The organism is Oribacterium sp. Sow4_G1_1, assembly GCF_052116105.1.
Lineage (GTDB): Bacteria > Bacillota > Clostridia > Lachnospirales > Lachnospiraceae > Oribacterium.
The window spans coordinates 130105-150217 of sequence record NZ_JBQKLS010000006.1; the positions used below are offsets into that span (position 1 = coordinate 130105).

Consider the following 20113-nt stretch of genomic DNA (forward strand, 5'->3'; position numbering starts at 1 on the left):
CTTATATATGAAACAAAGCAAGGAGAGAACGAGAATGCAGTACAGAGGCGTAAATGAGCTGCGTGAGCTGTTCCTGAGCTACTTCGAGGAGAAGGGATGCTTACGGATCAACAGTTTTTCACTGGTTCCGCATAATGACAATTCACTGCTCATTATCAATTCCGGAATGGCACCGATGAAGCCATGGTTTACAGGACAGGAGATTCCGCCGAGACGCAGAGTCACCACCTGCCAGAAGTGCATCCGTACCGGTGACCTAGAGAATGTTGGTAAGACAGCCCGCCACGGTACCTTCTTTGAGATGCTCGGAAACTTCTCTTTCGGTGATTACTTCAAGAAGGAAGCGATTCCATGGGCATGGGAGTTTCTGACCGAGCGTGTCGGCCTGGATCCGGACCGTCTGTATCCGTCTGTCTATGTAGACGATCAGGAGGCGTATGACATCTGGAAGAATGTGATGCATATCCCGGAGGACCACATCTACAAGTTCGGCAAGGAAGACAACTTCTGGGAGCACGGCTCCGGACCTTGCGGACCATGTACCGAGATCTACTATGATCGTGGTGAGAAGTACGGAAACGGCCCGGAGGACGTTATGGGCGGCGAGGGCGACCGTTACATGGAAGTCTGGAACGTCGTATTCTCTCAGTTTAACAATGATGGTAAGGGAAACTACAGTGACCTCGCGCAGAAGAACATCGATACCGGTATGGGTCTCGAGCGTCTCGCCGTCGCTGTTCAGGATGTAGGATCCATCTTCGACGTCGATACGCTGAAGGATCTTCGTGATCTCATCTGCGAGCTCGCCGGTGGCGTCAAGTATGAGGCACCGGGCTGCGAGGAGAGCGACGTATCGGTACGTATCGTGACCGATCACTCCCGTGCGATGACCTTCATGATCTCCGATGGTATCATGCCGTCCAACAACGGCCGTGGCTATGTACTCCGTCGTATCATCCGTCGTGCCGTACGTCATGGACGTAAGCTCGGCATCGGTGGCTCCTTCCTGCCGACGCTGGCAAGCCGTGTCATCGAGACCTCGAAGGACGGTTATCCTGAGCTTGAAGAGAAGAAGGACTTCATCCTGAGCGTTATCAAGGCGGAGGAAGAGAAGTTCGAGAAGACCTACGAGCAGGGCATGGCGATCCTCGAGGAGATGGAGGCGAAGCTCGCCGCAAGCGGTGCGCATGAGCTTTCCGGCGAGGATGCGTTCAAGCTTTATGATACCTATGGCTTCCCGCTCGATAATACGAAGGAGATCCTCGAGGAGAAGGGCTTCACCGTTGATGAGGCGGCCTTCCAGGAGGCGATGGACAGCCAGAAGAAGCAGGCACGTAACGATCGTCTCGCTTCCGGTAAGATGGCAGATTACAGCGGCCACGCAGCGACCGTATATGATGAGCTCGATCCGGCAATCGCAAGCAGCTTCGTCGGCTACGACAAGCTTGAGGCGGATTCGAAGATCGTGGCGATGGTTTCCCTCGCAGCAGGCGATGCCGATGCAGAGGATGCCGTCGTAGAGGCACTTTCCGATGGCGAGCATGGCGCGATCATCACGGCGGAGACCCCGTTCTACGGCACCATGGGTGGCCAGGTCGGTGATACCGGTGTGATCGAGCTCGGCAGCGAGGCCGCGTTCGAGGTGACATCCACGGAGCATGTCGGCGGCAACAAGATCGCCCACATCGGTGTGATGCGCAAGGGTATGCTGAAGCTCGGCGATACCGTGACCCTGAAGGTCGACGAGAAGAATCACATGGCGACCTGCCGTAACCACAGCGCGACCCACCTTCTTCAGAAGGCACTGCGTGAGGTACTCGGTACCCATGTTGAGCAGGCCGGCTCCTTCCAGGATGCAGGCAGAACCCGTTTCGACTTCTCACACTTCCAGGCGATGACGAGAGAAGAGCTTCAGAAGGTCGAGGACATGGTGAACGAGAAGATCCAGGAGGGTCTCGAGGTTCGTACCGATGTCATGACCCTCGAGGAGGCGAAGAAGTCCGGTGCGATGGCGCTCTTCGGCGAGAAGTACGGTGCAGAGGTGCGTGTCGTTCGCATGGGCGATTTCTCAACCGAACTCTGCGGTGGTACCCATGTGAAGAACACCCTGCAGATCGGTCAGTTCAAGATCCTGTCCGAGACCGGTGTTGCAGCCGGTGTGCGTCGTATCGAGGCACTGACCGGGGACAATGTTCGTAAGTACTACGAGAATCTCGAGCATGAGATGATCGCGGCCGCTGAGCTCGTGAAGGCGACGCCGGCGACCCTGAAGGAACACATCCAGTCCCTTCAGAAGGAAGTGAAGGAGCTTCGCAGCGAGAATGAGGCCCTGAAGAGCAAGGAGGCGCAGAACGCACTCGGAAACGTCATGGATTCCGTGGTCGAGATCAAGGGCGTGAAGTTCCTCGGTGCACACGTATCCGGCGTGGATATGAATGAGCTTCGTAATCTCGGCGATGATCTGAAGACAAAGCTCGGTGAGGGCGTGATCCTCCTGATCTCCGACAAGGACGGCAAGGTGTCCATGGTTGCCATGGCGACCGATGGCGCTGTGAAGAGCGGTGCCCATGCCGGTAACCTCATCAAGCAGATCGCACCGATCGTCGGAGGCGGCGGTGGCGGACGTCCGAACATGGCACAGGCCGGTGGTAAGGATGCTGCAAAGATCGATGAGGCGATCGCAGCCGCTTCTGCAGCTGTCGAGGCGCAGATCAAGTGATAAATTAAGCAGATGCCCCGGAGAGACCGGTCACGGATACGCAGTACTCCGAGACCGGTGAACTCTAAGCCGGGACCCCTAAGCGGCACTAGGCCCTCTGCAATCACTGAGTTTTCTTTATGAAAACTCAGCATTGCAGAGGGTTCCAGGGAGAGATAACACCAAGTGCCGCTAAGGGAACCCAGCTTGATTTCACACGGTCTCTCCGTATGGCATCCGTGGCCGGTCCCTCCGGGACCTTGGCTGATTTGTCACGAAAATCTGAAGAATTTCCTTGACGAAGCGATTTTATGTGCTATACTACATATTAAGTTTGCACCCGAAGGGAGGTTTGGGTTTCAGCATGTCAAATGTTATCGTAAAAGAGAACGAGTCTCTGGACAGCGCACTGCGTAGATTCAAGAGAAACTGCGCGAAGGCAGGCATCCAGCAGGAGATTCGCAAGAGAGAGCATTACGAGAAGCCATCTGTAAGACGCAAGAAGAAGTCTGAGGCGGCCAGAAAGCGTAAGTTCAACTAATTATAGATGATTCTTAATAGATGATTCATGTAGCCCTGATTCAGTGATGAATTAGGGCTATCTTTTTTGGTATTTTTATTTTATTATTCGGGATAGGGTCACGCTGGCGCAGAGACACGCCGTCCGCGGCGTGTAGCCCGAAGTGTGATTATAGTCCACGAAAGACCGTCGAAGGGCGGCGAGGAGGAATCCATTGGCAAGCGTAGAAACAATTTTTGATATCCCGATGGAGCACGAGCAGAATGTTCTCGGGCTTCTCGACAGCAACCTGAAGAAAATCGAGCGTAGCTTTCATGTCACGATCATCGATCGAAACGGCGTTCTGAAAATCATCGGTGAGGAGAGGGATACCGAAAAGGCGAGAGCCGTGCTGAAGAATCTTCTCGAGCTCAGCCAGCGCGGGAACGACCTGACGGAGCAAAACGTAGATTATGCTATCTCTCTCAGCTTCTCCGAGAAGAGCTCGGGCAGCGACATGGTAGAGATCGACAAGGACATCCTCGCACGCACCGCACTGGGCAAGCCGGTCAAGCCGAAGACCCTCGGCCAGAAGGACTACGTGGATGCGATCCGTGAGAACATGATCACCTTCGGCATCGGTCCGGCGGGTACCGGTAAGACCTACCTCGGCATGGCGATGGCCATCACGGCCTTCCGTCAGCAGGAGGTGCAGCGCATCATCCTGACCCGTCCGGCGATCGAGGCCGGTGAGAAGCTCGGCTTCCTGCCGGGTGATCTCCAGTCGAAGGTGGATCCGTACATGCGTCCGGTCTACGACGCGCTCTACAGTATCATGGGTGCCGAGCAGTACCAGGCGAACGCCGAGAAGGGACTCATCGAGGTCGCACCACTCGCCTATATGCGTGGACGTACGCTGGACAATGCCTACATCATCCTCGATGAGGCACAGAATACGACACCGGCGCAGATGAAGATGTTCCTTACCCGTATCGGCTTCGGCTCGAAGGTCATCGTCACGGGTGACCTCACGCAGAAGGACCTCGAGGAGGGCAAGAAGTCCGGTCTCGAGGACGCGATGCGCGTCCTCCGTGGCGTGGAGGGCATCTCCTTCATTGAGCTGACCAGCGCAGACGTCGTCCGTCACCCGCTGGTACAGCGCATCGTCAACGCCTACGAGAAGGACGAGGCGAAGCGTGCGCGTCGCGCGCAGGCGATGCAGAGTCCGCGAAGCTACGGCGAGCATCGAAACGAAAACCGCCATCGCAGCGAGTAAGGGCGGGTACATAAGGTCTGCATTGGCCGAACGGTGTGCGGGCGGGTGCACAAGATCTGCATTGGTCGAACGGCGCACGGGCAGGTGCATAAGATGTGCATTGGCCGAATATAGAAGAGCTCTCGAACTGGTCAGGCGGGAGAGGAAGGAAGCTATGACGATTAATATCGATTTTGATACAGAGAAGAAGCTGGATCTCGATTTCGAGGCGATCATCCGGGACATCATCGCGGCGGCGATCGAGTATGAGCACTGTCCGTATGAGTGTGAGCTCAGCGTGATGATCACGGACGACGACGGGATCCACGAGCTGAACCGCGAGACCCGCGGGATCGACCGGCCGACGGATGTGCTGTCCTATCCGATGGTCGACTGGGCGCGCCCGGCCGATTTCGACGCGATCGACGAGGACGATGACGATATCTTCAATCCCGACAGTGGAGAGCTGCTGCTCGGGGATATCGTGCTGAATCAGGACCGCATCGCGTCGCAGGCAGCAGAGTATGGTCATCCGGAGCGTCGGGAGCTGGCCTTTCTCGTGGCCCACAGTATGCTGCACCTCTTCGGCTATGACCACATGGAGGACGAGGAGCGCATCGAGATGGAGCGTCGCCAGAAGGAGATTCTGGAAGGAAGGGGCTACTTCAGATGAATGAACGACCATCCAGACGTCCATCGACGCGTCGGCAGGTGAACCCGCAGAGCGTGCGCGTGCAGCGGACCGCCGGTGAGCAGCAGCGGCAGAACCGCCGGAACAACTTCATCGTGCAGGGCTCCCTCCTCGCCATCGCGAGCATCATCGTGCGCATCATCGGTATGGTGTACCGGGTGCCGCTCACGGCAATCATCGGCGATGAAGGAAACGGCTACTACACCAGTGCCTTCAGTATCTATACACTCCTGCTGATCCTCAGCAGCTTTTCCATGCCGACCGCGGTGTCGAAGATCGTATCGGCGAACCTCGTGAACCGGCAGTACCGAAATACCGCTCGCGTGCTTCGTGCCGCCTTTTTCTACGCGACGATCGCCGGTGCCGCGATGTGCGGTGCCCTCTGGTTCGGTGCAGATGCCATCGCCGAGGTCTTCCTGAAGAAGCCGTTCTGCTCCTTCGCGCTGCGTGCGCTGGCGCCGACGGTCTGGCTCATGGCCTACCTCGGTATCCTGCGCGGCTACTTCCAGGGCAGCGGCAACATGGTGCCGACGGCGATCTCTCAGATTCTCGAGCAGATCGTCAATGCTGCCATCTCGGTGCTCGCCGCGAGCATCCTGTTTCACCGCGGAGAGACGGCGAACGTCCTCTACCAGAGTGAGGAGTACAGCTATGCCTTCGGTGCCGCGGGTGGTGCGATCGGTACCGGTGCGGGTGCGCTGACGGCGCTGCTGTTTTTCGTGATCCTCTTCCTCAGCCAGGTGCCGGCGATGCGCCGGGATATGCGCGAGGATACGAGTGAGGTCGACAGCTATGCCTCCATCGGCTTCCTGCTGCTCGGCACGATGCTCCCGATCCTCATTTCCTCGACGGTCTACAACATTTCCTCCGTCATGGACGACGCCATCTTCGGAAACGTGATGGCGAAGCTCGGCCACGGCGACGAGATCGTCACGCAGTGGGGCATCTTCGGCGAGTACCACATCCTCTTTAATATTCCAGTGGCCCTGGCCAATGCTCTGTCATCGTCACTGATCCCGAGTCTGACGCGGGCGGTCGCGGAGCATAACCGGCGCGATACGGTGACCCGTGTGCGCTACAGTATCCGCTTCACGATGCTGATCGCGATTCCGTCGACGGTGGGGCTCTGCGCGCTGGCGGATCCGATCTGTCGCATGCTGTTCCCTGGAAAGCATGTCGCGATGCTCATCATGCTGACACGGATCGGTTCGCTGGCCGTCGCGTTCTACAGTCTCAGTACCATCAGTAATGCGATCCTGCAGGGACTCGGACACCTGAATGTGCCGCTGGTGAATGCGCTGATTTCCCTCGTGTTCCACGTGGTCTGCCTGCTGCTTCTCCTGATGACGGGCATGGGCGTATATGCGGTCGTGATCTCAAACATCCTCTTTGCGTTCATGATGTGCTTCCTGAACCAGCTGGCGATCCGGAAGCACGTGCGTTTCCGCCAGGGTGTGGCGAAGACCTATGTGATGCCGGCCATCGCGAGTGTGGTGATGGGCATCGTGGCCTTCGCAATTTCAACCGGGGTGCGGATCGTGCTGCCGGAGGCAGAGAAGTACTCGCGGATCGGCTCGGTGCTGATGGTGGTGCCGGCGGTGATCGTGGCGATCGTGCTGTACTTCGGTATGTTACTGGCGATGCATGCGTTTACGCGTGAGGATCTGGATCATATGCCGATGGGTGGACGGCTGAAGCGCTTTGTTTCGTAATTTAACAGGCCCCGGTGGGCAGCCTGTAGAAACACAGTACTTCGAGGCCGGAAAAATCACATTATTAAGGCCCCCTGTGGGCTGGCTGCAGAAGCACAGTACTGCGAGCTCGGAAAACTCTAAGTCGAGCTCCCTAAGCGGCACTAGGCCCTCTGCAATCACTGAGTTTTCTTTATGAAAACTCAGCGTTGCAGAGGGTTCCAAGGAGAGATAACACCAAGTGCCGCTAAGGGAACCCGACTTGATTTTTCACGACCTCTTCGTATGGCTTCTGCAGTCAGTCCACAGGGGGCCTTGATTGTATTGCGTTTTTCGGTGTCTATGTATGGCTTCCACTCAAGTTTTAGGAGCGTTCAGTATGGAAAGTAAGAGAAATGAAAACAGGAAGACGACAGTGGCGGTGATCGGTGGTGGTGCGGCCGGGATGATGGCGGCGATCGAGGCGGCGCGGGCCGGTGCGATCGTGACGCTGATCGAGAAGAATCCGCAGCTGGGGAAGAAGCTGGCGATGACGGGCAACGGGCGCTGCAATTACACGAATCTCGATATGAGTGATCGGATCGGTGGGAAGTTCCGGGGCTTTCATCCGGAGTTTGCGGCACCGGCGCTGGATGCGCTGCCGCCGGAGGCGGTGCTGGACTGGTTCCGTGCGATCGGGGTGGAGCCGCGTTTCCGTGGAAGCTATGTCTATCCGAATTCGGATCAGGCGAGTGCTGTCGTGGATGCGCTCCGGGAGGAGCTTCACCGTCTGTCGGTAAAGGTGCACTATAACGCGGAGGTGAAGAATATTCAGCGCATCGAGAAAGATGCGGGATATTTTATGATTCAGTGTACGGATGCGACGGTGAAGGCAGATCGAGTGATCCTCGCGGCGGGTTCGAAGGCGGCACCGAAGACGGGCTCGAACGGGGACGGATACTTCATCGCGCGGAAGCTGGGGCATACCATCGTGCCGTATGTGCCGGCACTCTGCGGGATCCGCTGCGCCGGAGATGCGTTTCGGGCACTCGCCGGGATCCGTACAGAGGCGGTGCTCGAGCTGGTGATCGACGGGCACAGTGTCGACCGTGAGGCCGGGGAGCTTCAGCTCGTCGATTATGGGATCTCGGGCATCCCGGTGTTCCAGCTGTCCCGTTATGCGGCGTATGCGCTGCAGGAGGGGAAGAAGGCCGCGGTCTATATCAATTTCCTGCCGGGATTCACAGAAGCAGGTGCAGCAGTACGAAATTCGAAACGAGCGTCTTCGGCTTCTGGGATTTCGACGATCGAAGTATCGGCGGCAAAAAATGCGCAGAATGCGCGAGCAGAGGTGTCGTGCTGTGCTGCAAAGGCAGAGGACCCGAAGGACCTCGCGGTTCAGCTGTACCGGCAGCGGCAGGAGCGGCTCGCGGGGCGGAAGATGGAGAGCTTCTTTACGGGGCTGCTGCACCAGAAGCTTGGGCAGCTTCTGCTTCGGATGGCGAGCGTGCGTCCAGAGCTTCCGGTCGCGGAGCTCAGTGAGAAGCAGCTTCGAAGCCTCGCATCCCTCAGTGTTCGCTTCAAGGCAGAGTGTGTCGAGATGAACGGCTTCCTGCAGGCACAGGTCGTGGCCGGTGGTGTCGACACGACGGAGGTTGATCCGGGCACCATGGCTTCCCGTCTCGTCCCGGGCCTCTACTTCGCCGGCGAAGTCCTCGACATCGACGGCATCTGCGGCGGCTACAACCTCCAGTGGGCCTGGGCCTCCGGCTTCGTTGCCGGGCGGCACGCCGCAGTGTGACCGTTCAGACAGGGGGCCCGGCGGGACGACAACGGAGGCACAGTACTACGAGACCGGTTCAATCTAAGCCGGGGATCCTAAGCGGCACTAGGCCCTCTGCAATCGCTGAGTTTTCCTGATGAAAACTCAGCGTTGACAGAGGGTGCTAAGGAAAACAGACAAGGAGACGATGCCATTAGATGCGCCTACGGCGCGGGCATCGTCGCTTGATTTTGCCACCTTGGTGGCAAAACGGCCTCGCCGCCCGGGGGCATCCATGCGCCAAAGGCGCATGGATATTTACCAAGTGCCGCTAAGGGGACCCGGCTTGATTTCACACGGTCTCTACGTATGGCCTCCGTTGTCGCCCCGCCTGGTCCCCTTGTCTGAACAGTCACGCTGCTGTCTGTATTTTTCGTGAAACGCAGTCGTAAATCTTGCGTATATTTAAAATTAATAGTAAAATATTTATAAAATTTAGTGATCGGGTACATGATTTGTTGTAATAGGATCAAACATGCACTGTAAATGTCCGGGTTTTAGTACTCTGTCTGATGAGTGTTTCGCGATATAGAGGGGAGTATCACGCGTGAACAAAATGTTGCATAAGATCAAGCTGACGATGACCATCATCTTTTCGCTCGGTATCCTGATGGTGGCGATCGTCGTGACGGGTCTTACGTTGTCCAGCTCGAATACGACCCTGCGGCAGCAGGTGTCGGTGCTGGTGTCGGCGAATTCGAAGCAGCTGGAACTGAATATCGATAGTTATATCCGGGAGGTTCAGCAGAAGGCGGCCCTCCTTTTTTCCAGTGAGGAGTACTATGGCTATGATCCGCTGGATACGACGCTTGATGATTATAAAAAGCTGCAGCGGGAGAAGGCCATCAACGAGAAGATCGTCGATCTCGGGATCATGGAGAACTTCTCGGATTTCGGCATCATCTACAGTGATGAAAGCACGATCGGCTGGATCTCACAGGTGACGAAGGCGATGTTCCCGAAGGGCGGCATGTATGAGACCTTCGCGAAGACCATACAGAATCCGCAGACGTCGGACGGCTGGTCCTTCGGCATCAACGGAAATTATGACCGTCTCTACTACACGAAGCGTCTGAATCCGCATGCGCTCGTCGTGGCGTCCATCTATAACCGCGAGCTCGAGAGTGTGTTCGAGCTCCCGAAGGCACTGAACGATATGACGGTACGTCTGGTCAATGCAGACGACCAGATCCTGTACTCGAGCCGTCAGCGTGAGGTTTCCACCATGCTTCCGGAGCATATCGTATCGCTTTTGAGTGGTGTCGAGAGCGGCAGCGTAATGGACAGCGAGTATCTCGTGACGAAGGACAGCTGCCAGAACGGCTGGCACGTCATCTGTACGATTTCCGTGGAGTCGATGACACGTGAAAATTCCATCGCCGCGCAGAAGACGATCTTGATCGTCGCCTGCATCTGCTGTGTGCTGATCCTCGGCGGTATCTTCGTCTATACCGTATTTAACCGTTCAGTATCCGGCATCGTAACCGACTTGAATGATAAGGCGAGTCATGATCTCATGACCGGACTTCTGAATAAAGCTTCCTTCGAGAGCTTCGTCACGAACGAGATCGCTGCGGTTTCCGAAACGCAGGTGAGCAGCTTCATCATGCTCGATCTCGATAACTTCAAGAAGGTGAACGACCAGCTCGGCCACAGTGTCGGGGATGAGGTCATCATCCGAATGGCGAAGCTGCTCCAGAATGCCTTCACCGAGAATGTGCTGATCGGACGTATGGGCGGTGATGAGTTCGCCATCTACCGAAACTATCCGGAACTTTCCTTCGAGGAGGCGAACGAGATGGCGCATGACGAGATCCATCATCTCTATAACTGCTTCAAGCGGGAGTTCGAGAAGGAACGGGATATCTGCCAGATTTCCGTGAGCTCCGGCATCTATCTGATGGATAAGGGAAAATATCATTTCGAGGACGTCTATAAGCGTGCAGACAGTGCCCTCTATGAGGCGAAGCGCAGCGGAAAGGCACGTCCGAACTATGTTTCGTAAGGTGGTGAGACGGGATGAGAAAAATCGCATGGAAAAAATTACTGGCATGCACCCTGATCTCAGCATTGGCCCTCAGCACCGGCGGCTGCAGCTTCTGGCACCAGCGCGTGCTCGGTGAGGGCACGCAGACGATCTACCGGCAGGATACGGAGCAGACGGCGATTTCCTACGCCTGGTGGGGAAATGACGCACGCCACCAGTACACGCTGACCGGTATCCAGGTCTTCGAGGAGAAGAATCCGGACATCCGTGTGAACCACACCTATGGTGTGTGGGACGGCTACGAGACGCGCAATCAGGTGTTCATGAAGAACCATACGAACGCAGACGTCATGCAGATCAACTATTCCTGGCTGCATACCTACTCGCCGGATGGGACAGGCTACTATAACCTCAACTACCTGACGGATGTGCTGGATCTCAGCCGCTATACGGAGGCGGATCTCGCACTCGGTACGGTGAACGGGCATCTGAATGCGATCCCGATCGCCTACAATATGTCGGTGTTCTTCTATAACAAGGATGTCTATGACCGCTATGGGCTCGACATCCCGGAGACCTGGGACGATCTTTTCCAGGCGGCGGAGCAGATGTCGAAAGATGGGATCTACCCGATCGGCATGGTGAAGAAGCATTTGTTTCTGAGCCTCGTCGCGCATTTCGAGCAGACGACGGGCCGGGTGCTGTTCACGGCGGATGGAAGCTACTGCGGAACGGCGGAGGACTGGGTGGAGATCCTCGACTTCTATAAGCAGCTGCTGGAGAAGAAGGTCATCCCGCGGGTCGAGGATTTCGACGCGACGGATTTCGAAAACGGGACGACGGCAGGGGCCTGCTGCTGGGCGAGTGATGCGACGCGCTACTGCGCGGAGCTCTCTAAGTCCGGGGTCAATGTCGTCATCGGGAACAACATCAAGGAGCCGGGGGCGCTTCGCAGCGGCTGGTACACGAAGCCGGCGACGCTCTATGCGATCAGTGCGACGACGCAGCACCCGAAGGAGGCGGCGCGCTTCCTGAACTTCCTCATCAACGACGCAGATATGGCGCGGCTGCAGGGCACGGAGAAGGGGGTACCGATTTCGGAGCGGGCGCTGGATGCGCTGAAGAGCTCGCGGCAGGTGGATTCGCTCGAGTATGCGGCGGCGCAGGAGATCAGGGAGATGCAGGATGAGAACGCGATCATGATTCCGCAGCTGGAATCGTCGACCGTGATGGATGCCTTCAAGAACACGGCGGATAAGTATTTATATGGAAAGGAGAGCCTGGAGGCGTGCGCGGCGGAGATCAACGCGCAGCTGCAGGGAAACTCCTAAAAAAATAAACAGTGGACGGAGGGCAGGCAGCGGAAACGCAGTACGGCAAACAGCCGGAGGGCAGACATCGGAAACACAGTACGCCCTGCGGCGGTAAATTCTAAAACAGGACCCCTAAGAAACACCAGGCTCCTTCCAATCACCGGGTTTTCTTTATGAAAACCCGGCGTTGGAAGGAGTGCTGAGGAAAAATTACTCCAAGTGTTTCTAAGGGGTCCTGTTTTGAATTTACACGTCCTCGGCGTATGGTTTCCGATGTCTGTCCTCCGGCTTATTTGTGATCGTGCATAGGTTTTCCGCTGCCTGTCCTCCAGCCTGCTACGTGTCTATAATTTGTAGCAGTTCAGCCGGGTTTCTTTCTAAATCCAGCTGGTTTTTGGGGGCGCTTACCCGGGGCGCCTCTTCTCATTTGCCTGCCCACCCCCGGCGTACATCTTTTATCTACTCACATATCGGCCCGCCCCATGCAGGCAAACAAATAATCGGCGCCTGTTTCAGGCCGAGCGGGTGAGGCTGTATCAAAACCGTGAATAACAGGTATGATGGGGTAACGGTAAGAGGGGCTCCAGGTCCAAACTGGGGCATGTCCTATCCAATATGGCTTGATTTTGAAAATACTGGATATGTTTTTGAACTGGAATAATAGAGGAAGGCTGGAAAATATCCACTCTTAATCGATTTTGAAAATGCTGGATATGAAAAGCCTTATTTTACAAGAGGAATCCGGGATCGAGTATCCAGTATTTTATAAATGAAGGTATATTGGATATACGCTTATGGAAATTCTTCTTAGAAGCCCGAAATACATATCCACTATTTGAAAAATCCAGGTAGATTGGATGGTACGCATATATGCGTATGCCTGATTTTACGGAAAACTATCCAATATTTGCCCGATTATGAAATAATGGATATCTTAGCATCGTGCGCTAAAATGATAAACGATGTTAATATTATCCACTATTTCATAATCCGCCAGTTATTAGATGAAACCATCGATTTTCATCTTTTTCGCCCGGGTTGCCAGAAGTTTGAGGGCTCCTCATGAGCGGGGGTGGGACCAGAACGTATAGTCATCCACGAATCCTATGGGGTGGGCGAATGAGGAGCAGCCTCAAACTTCCATGGAGAGCCAGGGGGATGGACTGTTACTATGATTTCGTATTTCTCCTGTTTTGTGTTATGATGGCAGTGTTTTGTTAATGGTCGGAGTGGAGCTCCCCGGAGCGCTGCCTGCGATGGTGGGTTCTGAACGGTGAATCAGTGCCTCTCATTTGAGGCGTTTGAATAAAGGAGTTTTTATGATTAAGGTGAATCAGGTGAAGCTTCCGGTGACGGCGTCGGTGAAGATGCTGCGGCTTCAGTGTGCGAAGCTGCTGGGGGTGAAGCCGGCGGAGATCGCGACGCTGGAGGTGCTGCGGCGGTCGATCGATGCGCGGAAGCGGCCAGAGATTTTCTTCAGTTATACGCTGCTGGTGGAGCTGGAGGGTGGTCTTCGGGCGGAGGAGAAGCTGGTGAAGCGGCTTCGGAACCGGGATGTCCAGATGGGCGAGCGGGTCGAGTATCGTGCGCCGGAGCTCGGTGAGAAGATCGGGGACGTGCCTCGGCGTGACTACTTCCGGGAGGAGGCGCATCGTCCGGTGGTCGTGGGCTTCGGTCCGGCTGGGATGTTTGCGGCGCTGATCCTCGCGCGTGCCGGGATGCATCCGATCGTGTATGAGCGTGGTGCGTCGGTCGAGGAGCGTGTCGAGGATGTCGAGCGTCTCTGGGCGACAGGCGAGCTGAAGCCGGACTCGAATCCGCAGTTCGGTGAGGGCGGCGCTGGAACATTCTCCGACGGAAAGCTGAACACGCTGACGAAGGATCCGGATGGGCGCAGTCGTTTCATCCTGAATCTGTTCGTCGGCTATGGGGCAGATCCCTCCATCCTCATCGACGCGAAGCCGCATGTCGGGACGGACTGTCTCGTCGATGTCGTGCGCGGAATTCGCTATGAGATCGAGGCGCTCGGCGGTGAGATTCACTTCCATACGAAGTTTACGTATGATCCGGTGCGGGACAAGGATCGGAAGATCATCCTCGCGATCGGTCACTCGGCGCGCGACAGCTATGAGGAGCTCTACGCAGCCGGTCTCCACATGGAGGCGAAGGACTTCGCGATGGGCTTCCGTGTACAGCATCCGCAGGCGATGATCGATGCGGATCTCTATGGTGCGGTGGATGCGGAGACGCGGCGGGCGCTCGGGCCGGGTGCCTACAAGCTGACGCACACGAGTGCGAAGAATGGGCGTGGTGTCTACAGCTTCTGCATGTGTCCGGGCGGCTATGTCGTGAACAGCTCGTCGGAGCCGGGGCGTCTCTGCGTGAACGGGATGAGCTATCATGCCCGGGACGGGAAGAACGCCAATGCTGCCATCATCGTGTCGATTCGGAAGACGGATTATGATGGGGCGGCCCATCCGCTCGGCGGTATCGCACTGCAGCGAACGCTGGAGGAGCGGGCATACCAGCTGCTGGATGGCCGTGTGCCGGTGCAGACCTACGGGGATTTCAAGGCGGATCGCGAAACCACCGACGAAACGGTCGGGAGCATTGGCCCAGAAATCAAGGGGCAGTACGGCTACAGTCGGCTGAACGGGCTGTTCTGCTTCCCGGCGGACTCGTCCTATGCGGCGCTCAATGAGTTTAACGAGACCTTCATCGAGGGGATGGAGAGCTTCGAGCATAAGCTGCATGGCTTCGCGCAGGACGATACGCTGCTCTGTGGCATCGAGGCGCGGACCTCGAGTCCGGTGCGGATTCCGCGGGGAGCGGATTTCTGTTCGAACATCCCGGGGCTCTATCCGTGCGGTGAGGGTGCCGGCTATGCGGGCGGTATCATGAGCGCGGCGATGGACGGCATGAAAGCCGCGGAAGCACTTGTCAAGTCGTATAATTAATTATAGAATATTCCATTATTTGTTTTTTATTTTCGGTCGACGCCTCGGAGGGATGGCAGCAGAAACACAGTACTCCGAGGCGTCTGTCTGAAATGAATCATAGAATATTTCAGTTCTCGGGAGTGTTATGGAAAAAACGAATCATGAGATGAGAGCAAGTTTAAAAAATAAGAAGCGGATCGTGATTAAGGTGGGGTCCGCGAGCATCACCCACAAGGAGACGGGGAGTCTGGATCTTCGGAAGATCGAGAAGCTGGTGCGTGTGATTTCGGATCTGAATGCGGAGGGGAAGGATGTGATCCTCGTGTCGTCGGGTGCGATCGCGACGGGGCGGAGTGTGATCGGGATGCATCGTCGTCCGCGGAGCATGGCGGAGAAGCAGGCGTTCGCGGCGATCGGGCAGGCGCGTCTCATGATGACCTACCAGAAGATTTTCTCGGAGTACAGTGTGATCGCGTCGCAGGTGCTGCTGACGAAGAACATCATGCTCGATCCGCGTTCGCGTATGAATGCGACGAACACCTTCCTCGAGCTGCTGAATCTTGGCACAGTGCCGGTCGTCAATGAGAACGATACGGTGTCGACGTCGGAGATCAATCAGGTCGAGTCCTTCGGGGATAATGACCAGCTGGCGGCGATCGTCGGTGCCGTGGTGCATGCGGATCTGGTGATTCTGCTGTCGGATATCGATGGTCTCTTCACGGACGACCCGAAGAAGAATCCGGATGCGGAGTTTATCCCGTTCATTCCGGAGATCAATGCGGACATCCTCGAGATGGGGAAGTCGGACAGCGGGTCCAATGTCGGCACCGGGGGCATGAGTGCGAAGCTCGCGGCGGCACGGATTTCGACGGACAGTGGTGCGGATATGGTGATCGCGCGCTTCACGAGTGCGGATGTGATCACGGAGATTCTCGAGGGAGAGAATGTCGGCACACTGTTCGCAGCACATGAAAATAAGGATTTTGATCTCGTACAGTATCTCGAGAGTGAGGAGAATGCATAATGGTTACAGAGCAGGATATCAAGCGTATCAATGAGCTTTATCATAAGTCGAAGGAGGGCAGCGGCCTTAGTGAGGAGGAGAAGGCCGAGCAGGCGACGCTTCGCCGTGCCTATATCGATTCCGTGAAGGCGAACCTCGGCGTGTACCTGAAAGACATCAAGAACGCGTCGAAGCAGTCCGAGCAGGACGCCGCAGACGCCTTCGACCCGAAGACGAAGGCGCAGCAGGCGATGGCTGCGACCGACGCCCAGCTCGATGCCGAGAAGGCCATGGCGGAAACCGACCAGGAACTGAAGGAAGAGAAGTAAACGTGACCGTTCAGGCAGGGCCCCGGAGGGGTGGCAACGAAGGCACAGTACTCCGAGACCGGTGAACTCTAAGCCGGGGACCCTAAGCGGCACTAGGCCCTCTGCAATCACTGAGTTTTCTTTATGAAAACTCAGCGTTGCAGAGGGTTCCAAGGAGAGATAACACCAAGTGCCGCTAAGGGAACCCGGCTTGATTTCACACGGTCTCTACGTATGGCCTTCGTTGCCACCCCTCCGGGAGACACCTGCCTGAGCGGTTACAAGTTGACTTCCGGGCGGCCAAGGGGCCTGACCCCCGCGTAGCGGTTGATGTCTCGTTGATATAGCCGGAAGGGGATCTGACCCGGAAAGTATCGGGAAAGCCAAGGGGTCTGACCCCCGCGTAGTGCCTGACGTCCCGTGAATTTAGTCAGAAGGGGGTCGGACCCGGAAAGTATCGGGAAAGCCAAGGGGTCTGACCCCCGCGTAGTGCCTGACGTCCCGTGAATTTGGTCACAAGGGGGTCGGACCCCTGATTGTTAAGGGAAGTCACTCGTGACCCCTGAAAGAAGAAAGTAGAGGGAAACATGATCGATCTTGAGCGAATCGGTGCGGATGCGCGTGCAGCGGCGCGGACGCTGGCGGTGCTGGATGCAGCGAAGAAGAATCAGGTGCTGAGGATGGCGGCGGATGCCCTCGATCGGGAGGAAAACCAGGCGGCGATCCTCCGGGGCAATGCGGAGGATCTCGCCATCGCAGATCAGAATCAGATGCCGGCGGGGCTCCGGGATCGTCTGCGGCTCACAGAGGAGCGTCTCCATGCGATGGTGGATGCGATCCGTGACATCGCGGCGCTCGAGGATCCGGTCGGCGAAGTGCTGTCCGAGACAACGCGCCCAAACGGGCTCCGGCTTCAGAAGGTGGCGGTGCCGATCGGTGTGATCGGGATCATCTACGAGGCGCGTCCGAACGTGACGAGCGATGCCTGGTCCCTCTGCTTCAAGACGGCGAATGCCGTGATCCTGAAGGGTGGGTCGGATGCGATCCACTCGAACCTCGCGATTACGAAGGTCCTCCGGAGCGCCATCGAGGCCGCCGGCATTGACCCGAACGTACTGCAGCTGATCGAGGCGACGGATCACGAGACGACGAACCGCTTCATGCAGATGAATGAGTACGTGGATGTGCTGATCCCGCGCGGCTCGCATCGGCTGATCCAGGCGGTCGTGCGCAATGCTTCCGTGCCGGTCATCGAGACCGGAGCCGGGAACTGTCACATCTTCCTCGACGCAAGTGCGGATGTGGCGAAGGCCGTGCCGATCGTGTTCAACGCGAAGACGCAGCGCATCGGTGTGTGCAATGCCTGTGAGTCGCTGGTCGTGGACGAGCGGGTGCTGTCGACGGTGCTCGTGCCGGTGATTCGGAAGCTGCAGGAGATGCAGGTCGAGGCGTACTGTGATGCGCCGAGTTACGCGGCGGTGCAGGCGGCGGCAGCGGCCGGAGAGGGCATCGACATGCGCCTCGTGCATGCGGCGACGGAGGAGGACTTCACAACGGAGTACCTCGACTATAAGATCTCGGTGAAGACGGTGCACTCGGTAGCGGAGGCGATCTCGCACATCAACCGCTGCAGCACCGGGCACAGTGAGTCGATCATCACGGAGGATGCGGCGCATGCGGAGCAGTTCCTGAACGGGATCGACAGTGCCTGTGTCTACTGGAACGCGTCGACGCGCTTCACGGATGGCGGCTGCTTCGGCTTCGGTGCCGAGATCGGGATCTCGACTGGAAAGCTGCACGCGCGTGGCCCGATGGGACTTCGAGAGCTCACCACCTATAAATATAAGATCTACGGAGATGGACAGATCCGTTGAATTCTGCAGGGCCCTGAAGGGGTGGCATCTGAAGCACAGTACTTCGAGACCGGTGAACTCTAAGCCGGGGACCCTAAGCGGCACTAGGCCCTCTGCAATCACTGAGTTTTCTTTATGAAAACTCAGCGTTGCAGAGGGTGCTAAGGAAAATGACGCAAGGAGACGATGCCATTAGATGCGCCTACGGCGCGGGCATCGTCGCTTGATTTTGCCACCAAGGTGGCAAAACGGCCTCGCCGCCCGGGGGCATCCAAGCGCCAAAGGCGCATGGATATATACCAAGTGCCGCTAAGGGGACCCGGCTTGATTTCACACGGTCTCTACGTATGGCTTCTGATGCCACCCTTTCAGGGACCCTTAGCTGAATGCTTATCAATGCTTAGATATAAAAGAAAGATGATTTGTTTTTATGGATTACATTATAGATTTTAAAGAAATCGTGGAGCAGGCACCGGCGGAGGAGCCGGCGCGGCAGTACTATTTCATGGACCGTGTCCGTGAGCTCGTGGAGATGAAGAAGCAGGAGGGCTATGCGGCGCACTGTATGGTCGAGGTCATGGGCTGTCAGATGTCGGCGAAGGATGGTGAGAAGCTGCTCGGTATCCTGGAGCGCTGCGGCTACACTGTGACGGAGGATGACCGGGATGCGGATGTCGTGCTGTTCACGACCTGTACGGTGCGGGAGAATGCGAACATGAAGCTGTACGGTCGGGTCGGCCGTCTGAAGCATCAGTACGAGCGCCGCGATGGGATGATCATCGGTATCACCGGCTGCATGATGCAGGAGAAGGACGAGGTCGAGGGGATCCGGAAGCGCTATCCGTACGTGCGTCTCGTCTTCGGTACGCACAATGTCTACAAGCTCGCGGAGCTTCTGTACCAGACGCTCGTCACCGGGAAGCGGACCTTCGAGGTGCTCGAGGATACGAAGCTTATCGTCGAGGAGCTGCCGAGTGACCGTCGCTACCGCTTCAAGGGCGCGGTGAACATCAGCTACGGCTGTAATAATTTCTGCACCTACTGTATCGTGCCGTACGTGCGTGGTCGGGAGAAGTCGCGTAATGCGACGGCGATCCTCCGTGAGTGCGAGCAGCTGATCGCGGATGGCTGTCTCGAGATCACCCTGCTCGGTCAGAATGTCAATTCCTATGGCAATGACATCCCGGGCAGCACGAGCTTCCCGGAGCTGCTCGCCGCCGTGGCAGAGCTGCCGGGTCTCCGGCGCGTACGCTATATGACCTCGAACCCGAAGGATCTCTCGGATGAGCTCATCGAGGTGATGAAGACGCACCCGAACATCGAGCGGCACATTCACCTGCCGCTGCAGTCCGGCTCCAGCGCGATTCTCAAGCGCATGAACCGGCACTATACGAAGGAGAGCTACCTCGCACTCGTGGAGAAGATCCGCCGGGAGCTGCCGGAGGTGGCGCTGACCACCGACATCATCGTGGGCTTCCCGGGTGAGACTGAGGCGGACTTCCAGGATACCGTGGAGGTCGTGCAGCAGGCGCAGTTCGACGCGGCGTACACCTTCATCTACAGTAAGCGGACGGGCACACCGGCGGCGAGCTACGAGCAGGTGCCGGAGGAGGATGTGAAGGACCGCTTCGCCCGGCTTCTTAAAATCGTGCAGGAGAGCTCGGCGGCGAACGAGACCCGCGACCTCGGAAAGACCATGGAGGTCCTCGTCGAGGATGAGAACAAGAACCAGGAGGGCTACCTCACGGGACGGCTCTCAAACAGCGTGCTCGTGCACTTCCCGGGCCCGAAGGAGCTGATCGGCACCATGCAGATGGTGAAGCTTACGGAGTCGAAGGGCTTCTACTACTTCGGCGAGCTCGTCGGACGGCAGTCGGAAGCACAGTACTGCGAGACCGGTTCAATCTAAGTCAGGGACCCTAAGCGGCACTAGGCCCTCTGCAATCGCTGAGTTTTCTTCATGAAAACTCAGCGTTGCTAGAGGGTGCTAAGGAAAATGACGCAAGGAGACGATGCCATTAGATGCGCCTACGGCGCGGGCATCGTCGCTTGATTTTGCCACCAAGGTGGCAAAA

Annotated in this window: 13 protein-coding genes; all 13 read left to right on the top strand. The window is 57.0% G+C overall.

The genetic code is table 11. The features are described from left to right. Nucleotides 1–34 precede the first annotated feature (34 nt). The 13 genes from alaS (at nucleotide 35) to miaB (ending at nucleotide 19947) form a co-directional block, all read left to right on the top strand. A complete protein-coding gene (alaS, locus tag ACTQ52_RS05935) occupies nucleotides 35–2719 on the top strand; it encodes an alanine--tRNA ligase (RefSeq protein ID WP_410043919.1) in 2685 nt (894 codons plus the stop codon). A gap of 343 nt (nucleotides 2720–3062) precedes the next feature. Then, a complete protein-coding gene (rpsU, locus tag ACTQ52_RS05940) occupies nucleotides 3063–3239 on the top strand; it encodes a 30S ribosomal protein S21 (protein WP_005539624.1) in 177 nt (58 codons plus the stop codon). Nucleotides 3240–3432: 193 nt separating this feature from the next. Beyond that, on the top strand, nucleotides 3433–4473 hold the full coding sequence (locus ACTQ52_RS05945) for a PhoH family protein (RefSeq protein WP_441227008.1): 1041 nt from the start codon (nucleotides 3433–3435) through the stop codon (nucleotides 4471–4473). Between the two features lie 154 nt (nucleotides 4474–4627). After that, complete coding sequence (gene ybeY, locus ACTQ52_RS05950) at nucleotides 4628–5125, top strand: rRNA maturation RNase YbeY (protein WP_441982058.1); 498 nt, start codon at nucleotides 4628–4630, stop codon at nucleotides 5123–5125. After that, on the top strand, nucleotides 5122–6855 hold the full coding sequence (locus tag ACTQ52_RS05955) for a putative polysaccharide biosynthesis protein (protein WP_441227010.1): 1734 nt from the start codon (nucleotides 5122–5124) through the stop codon (nucleotides 6853–6855). Before ybeY ends, ACTQ52_RS05955 begins: the two co-directional genes overlap by 4 nt. 358 nt (nucleotides 6856–7213) lie before the next feature. Then, nucleotides 7214–8614 carry an NAD(P)/FAD-dependent oxidoreductase gene (locus tag ACTQ52_RS05960; RefSeq protein ID WP_441982059.1) on the top strand — a complete coding sequence of 467 codons (1401 nt, stop codon included), beginning with the start codon at nucleotides 7214–7216 and terminating at the stop codon, nucleotides 8612–8614. 577 nt (nucleotides 8615–9191) lie between these two features. After that, nucleotides 9192–10640 carry a GGDEF domain-containing protein gene (locus ACTQ52_RS05965; protein ID WP_441982066.1) on the top strand — a complete coding sequence of 483 codons (1449 nt, stop codon included), beginning with the start codon at nucleotides 9192–9194 and terminating at the stop codon, nucleotides 10638–10640. A gap of 14 nt (nucleotides 10641–10654) precedes the next feature. Next, nucleotides 10655–11953 (top strand): ABC transporter substrate-binding protein, encoded by a 1299-nt coding sequence (locus ACTQ52_RS05970; protein WP_441982060.1) that lies wholly within the window; start codon nucleotides 10655–10657, stop codon nucleotides 11951–11953. Nucleotides 11954–13254: 1301 nt separating this feature from the next. Next, nucleotides 13255–14892, top strand: a complete 1638-nt coding sequence (locus ACTQ52_RS05975) for an NAD(P)/FAD-dependent oxidoreductase (protein ID WP_441982061.1) — start codon at nucleotides 13255–13257, stop codon at nucleotides 14890–14892. 127 nt (nucleotides 14893–15019) lie between these two features. Further along, the gene (gene proB / locus ACTQ52_RS05980) at nucleotides 15020–15898 is read left to right on the top strand and encodes a glutamate 5-kinase (RefSeq protein ID WP_441227014.1); all 879 of its coding nucleotides are present in this window, start codon (nucleotides 15020–15022) and stop codon (nucleotides 15896–15898) included. Beyond that, a complete protein-coding gene (locus ACTQ52_RS05985) occupies nucleotides 15898–16206 on the top strand; it encodes a DUF896 domain-containing protein (RefSeq protein ID WP_441982062.1) in 309 nt (102 codons plus the stop codon). The genes proB and ACTQ52_RS05985 overlap by 1 nt, the downstream gene beginning before the upstream one ends. A 566-nt stretch (nucleotides 16207–16772) precedes the next feature. Further along, entirely contained in the window at nucleotides 16773–18059 is a 1287-nt protein-coding gene (locus tag ACTQ52_RS05990; RefSeq protein WP_441982063.1) for a glutamate-5-semialdehyde dehydrogenase, read from the top strand. 409 nt (nucleotides 18060–18468) lie between these two features. Further along, on the top strand, nucleotides 18469–19947 hold the full coding sequence (gene miaB / locus ACTQ52_RS05995) for a tRNA (N6-isopentenyl adenosine(37)-C2)-methylthiotransferase MiaB (protein WP_441982064.1): 1479 nt from the start codon (nucleotides 18469–18471) through the stop codon (nucleotides 19945–19947). Nucleotides 19948–20113: the final 166 nt, after the last annotated feature.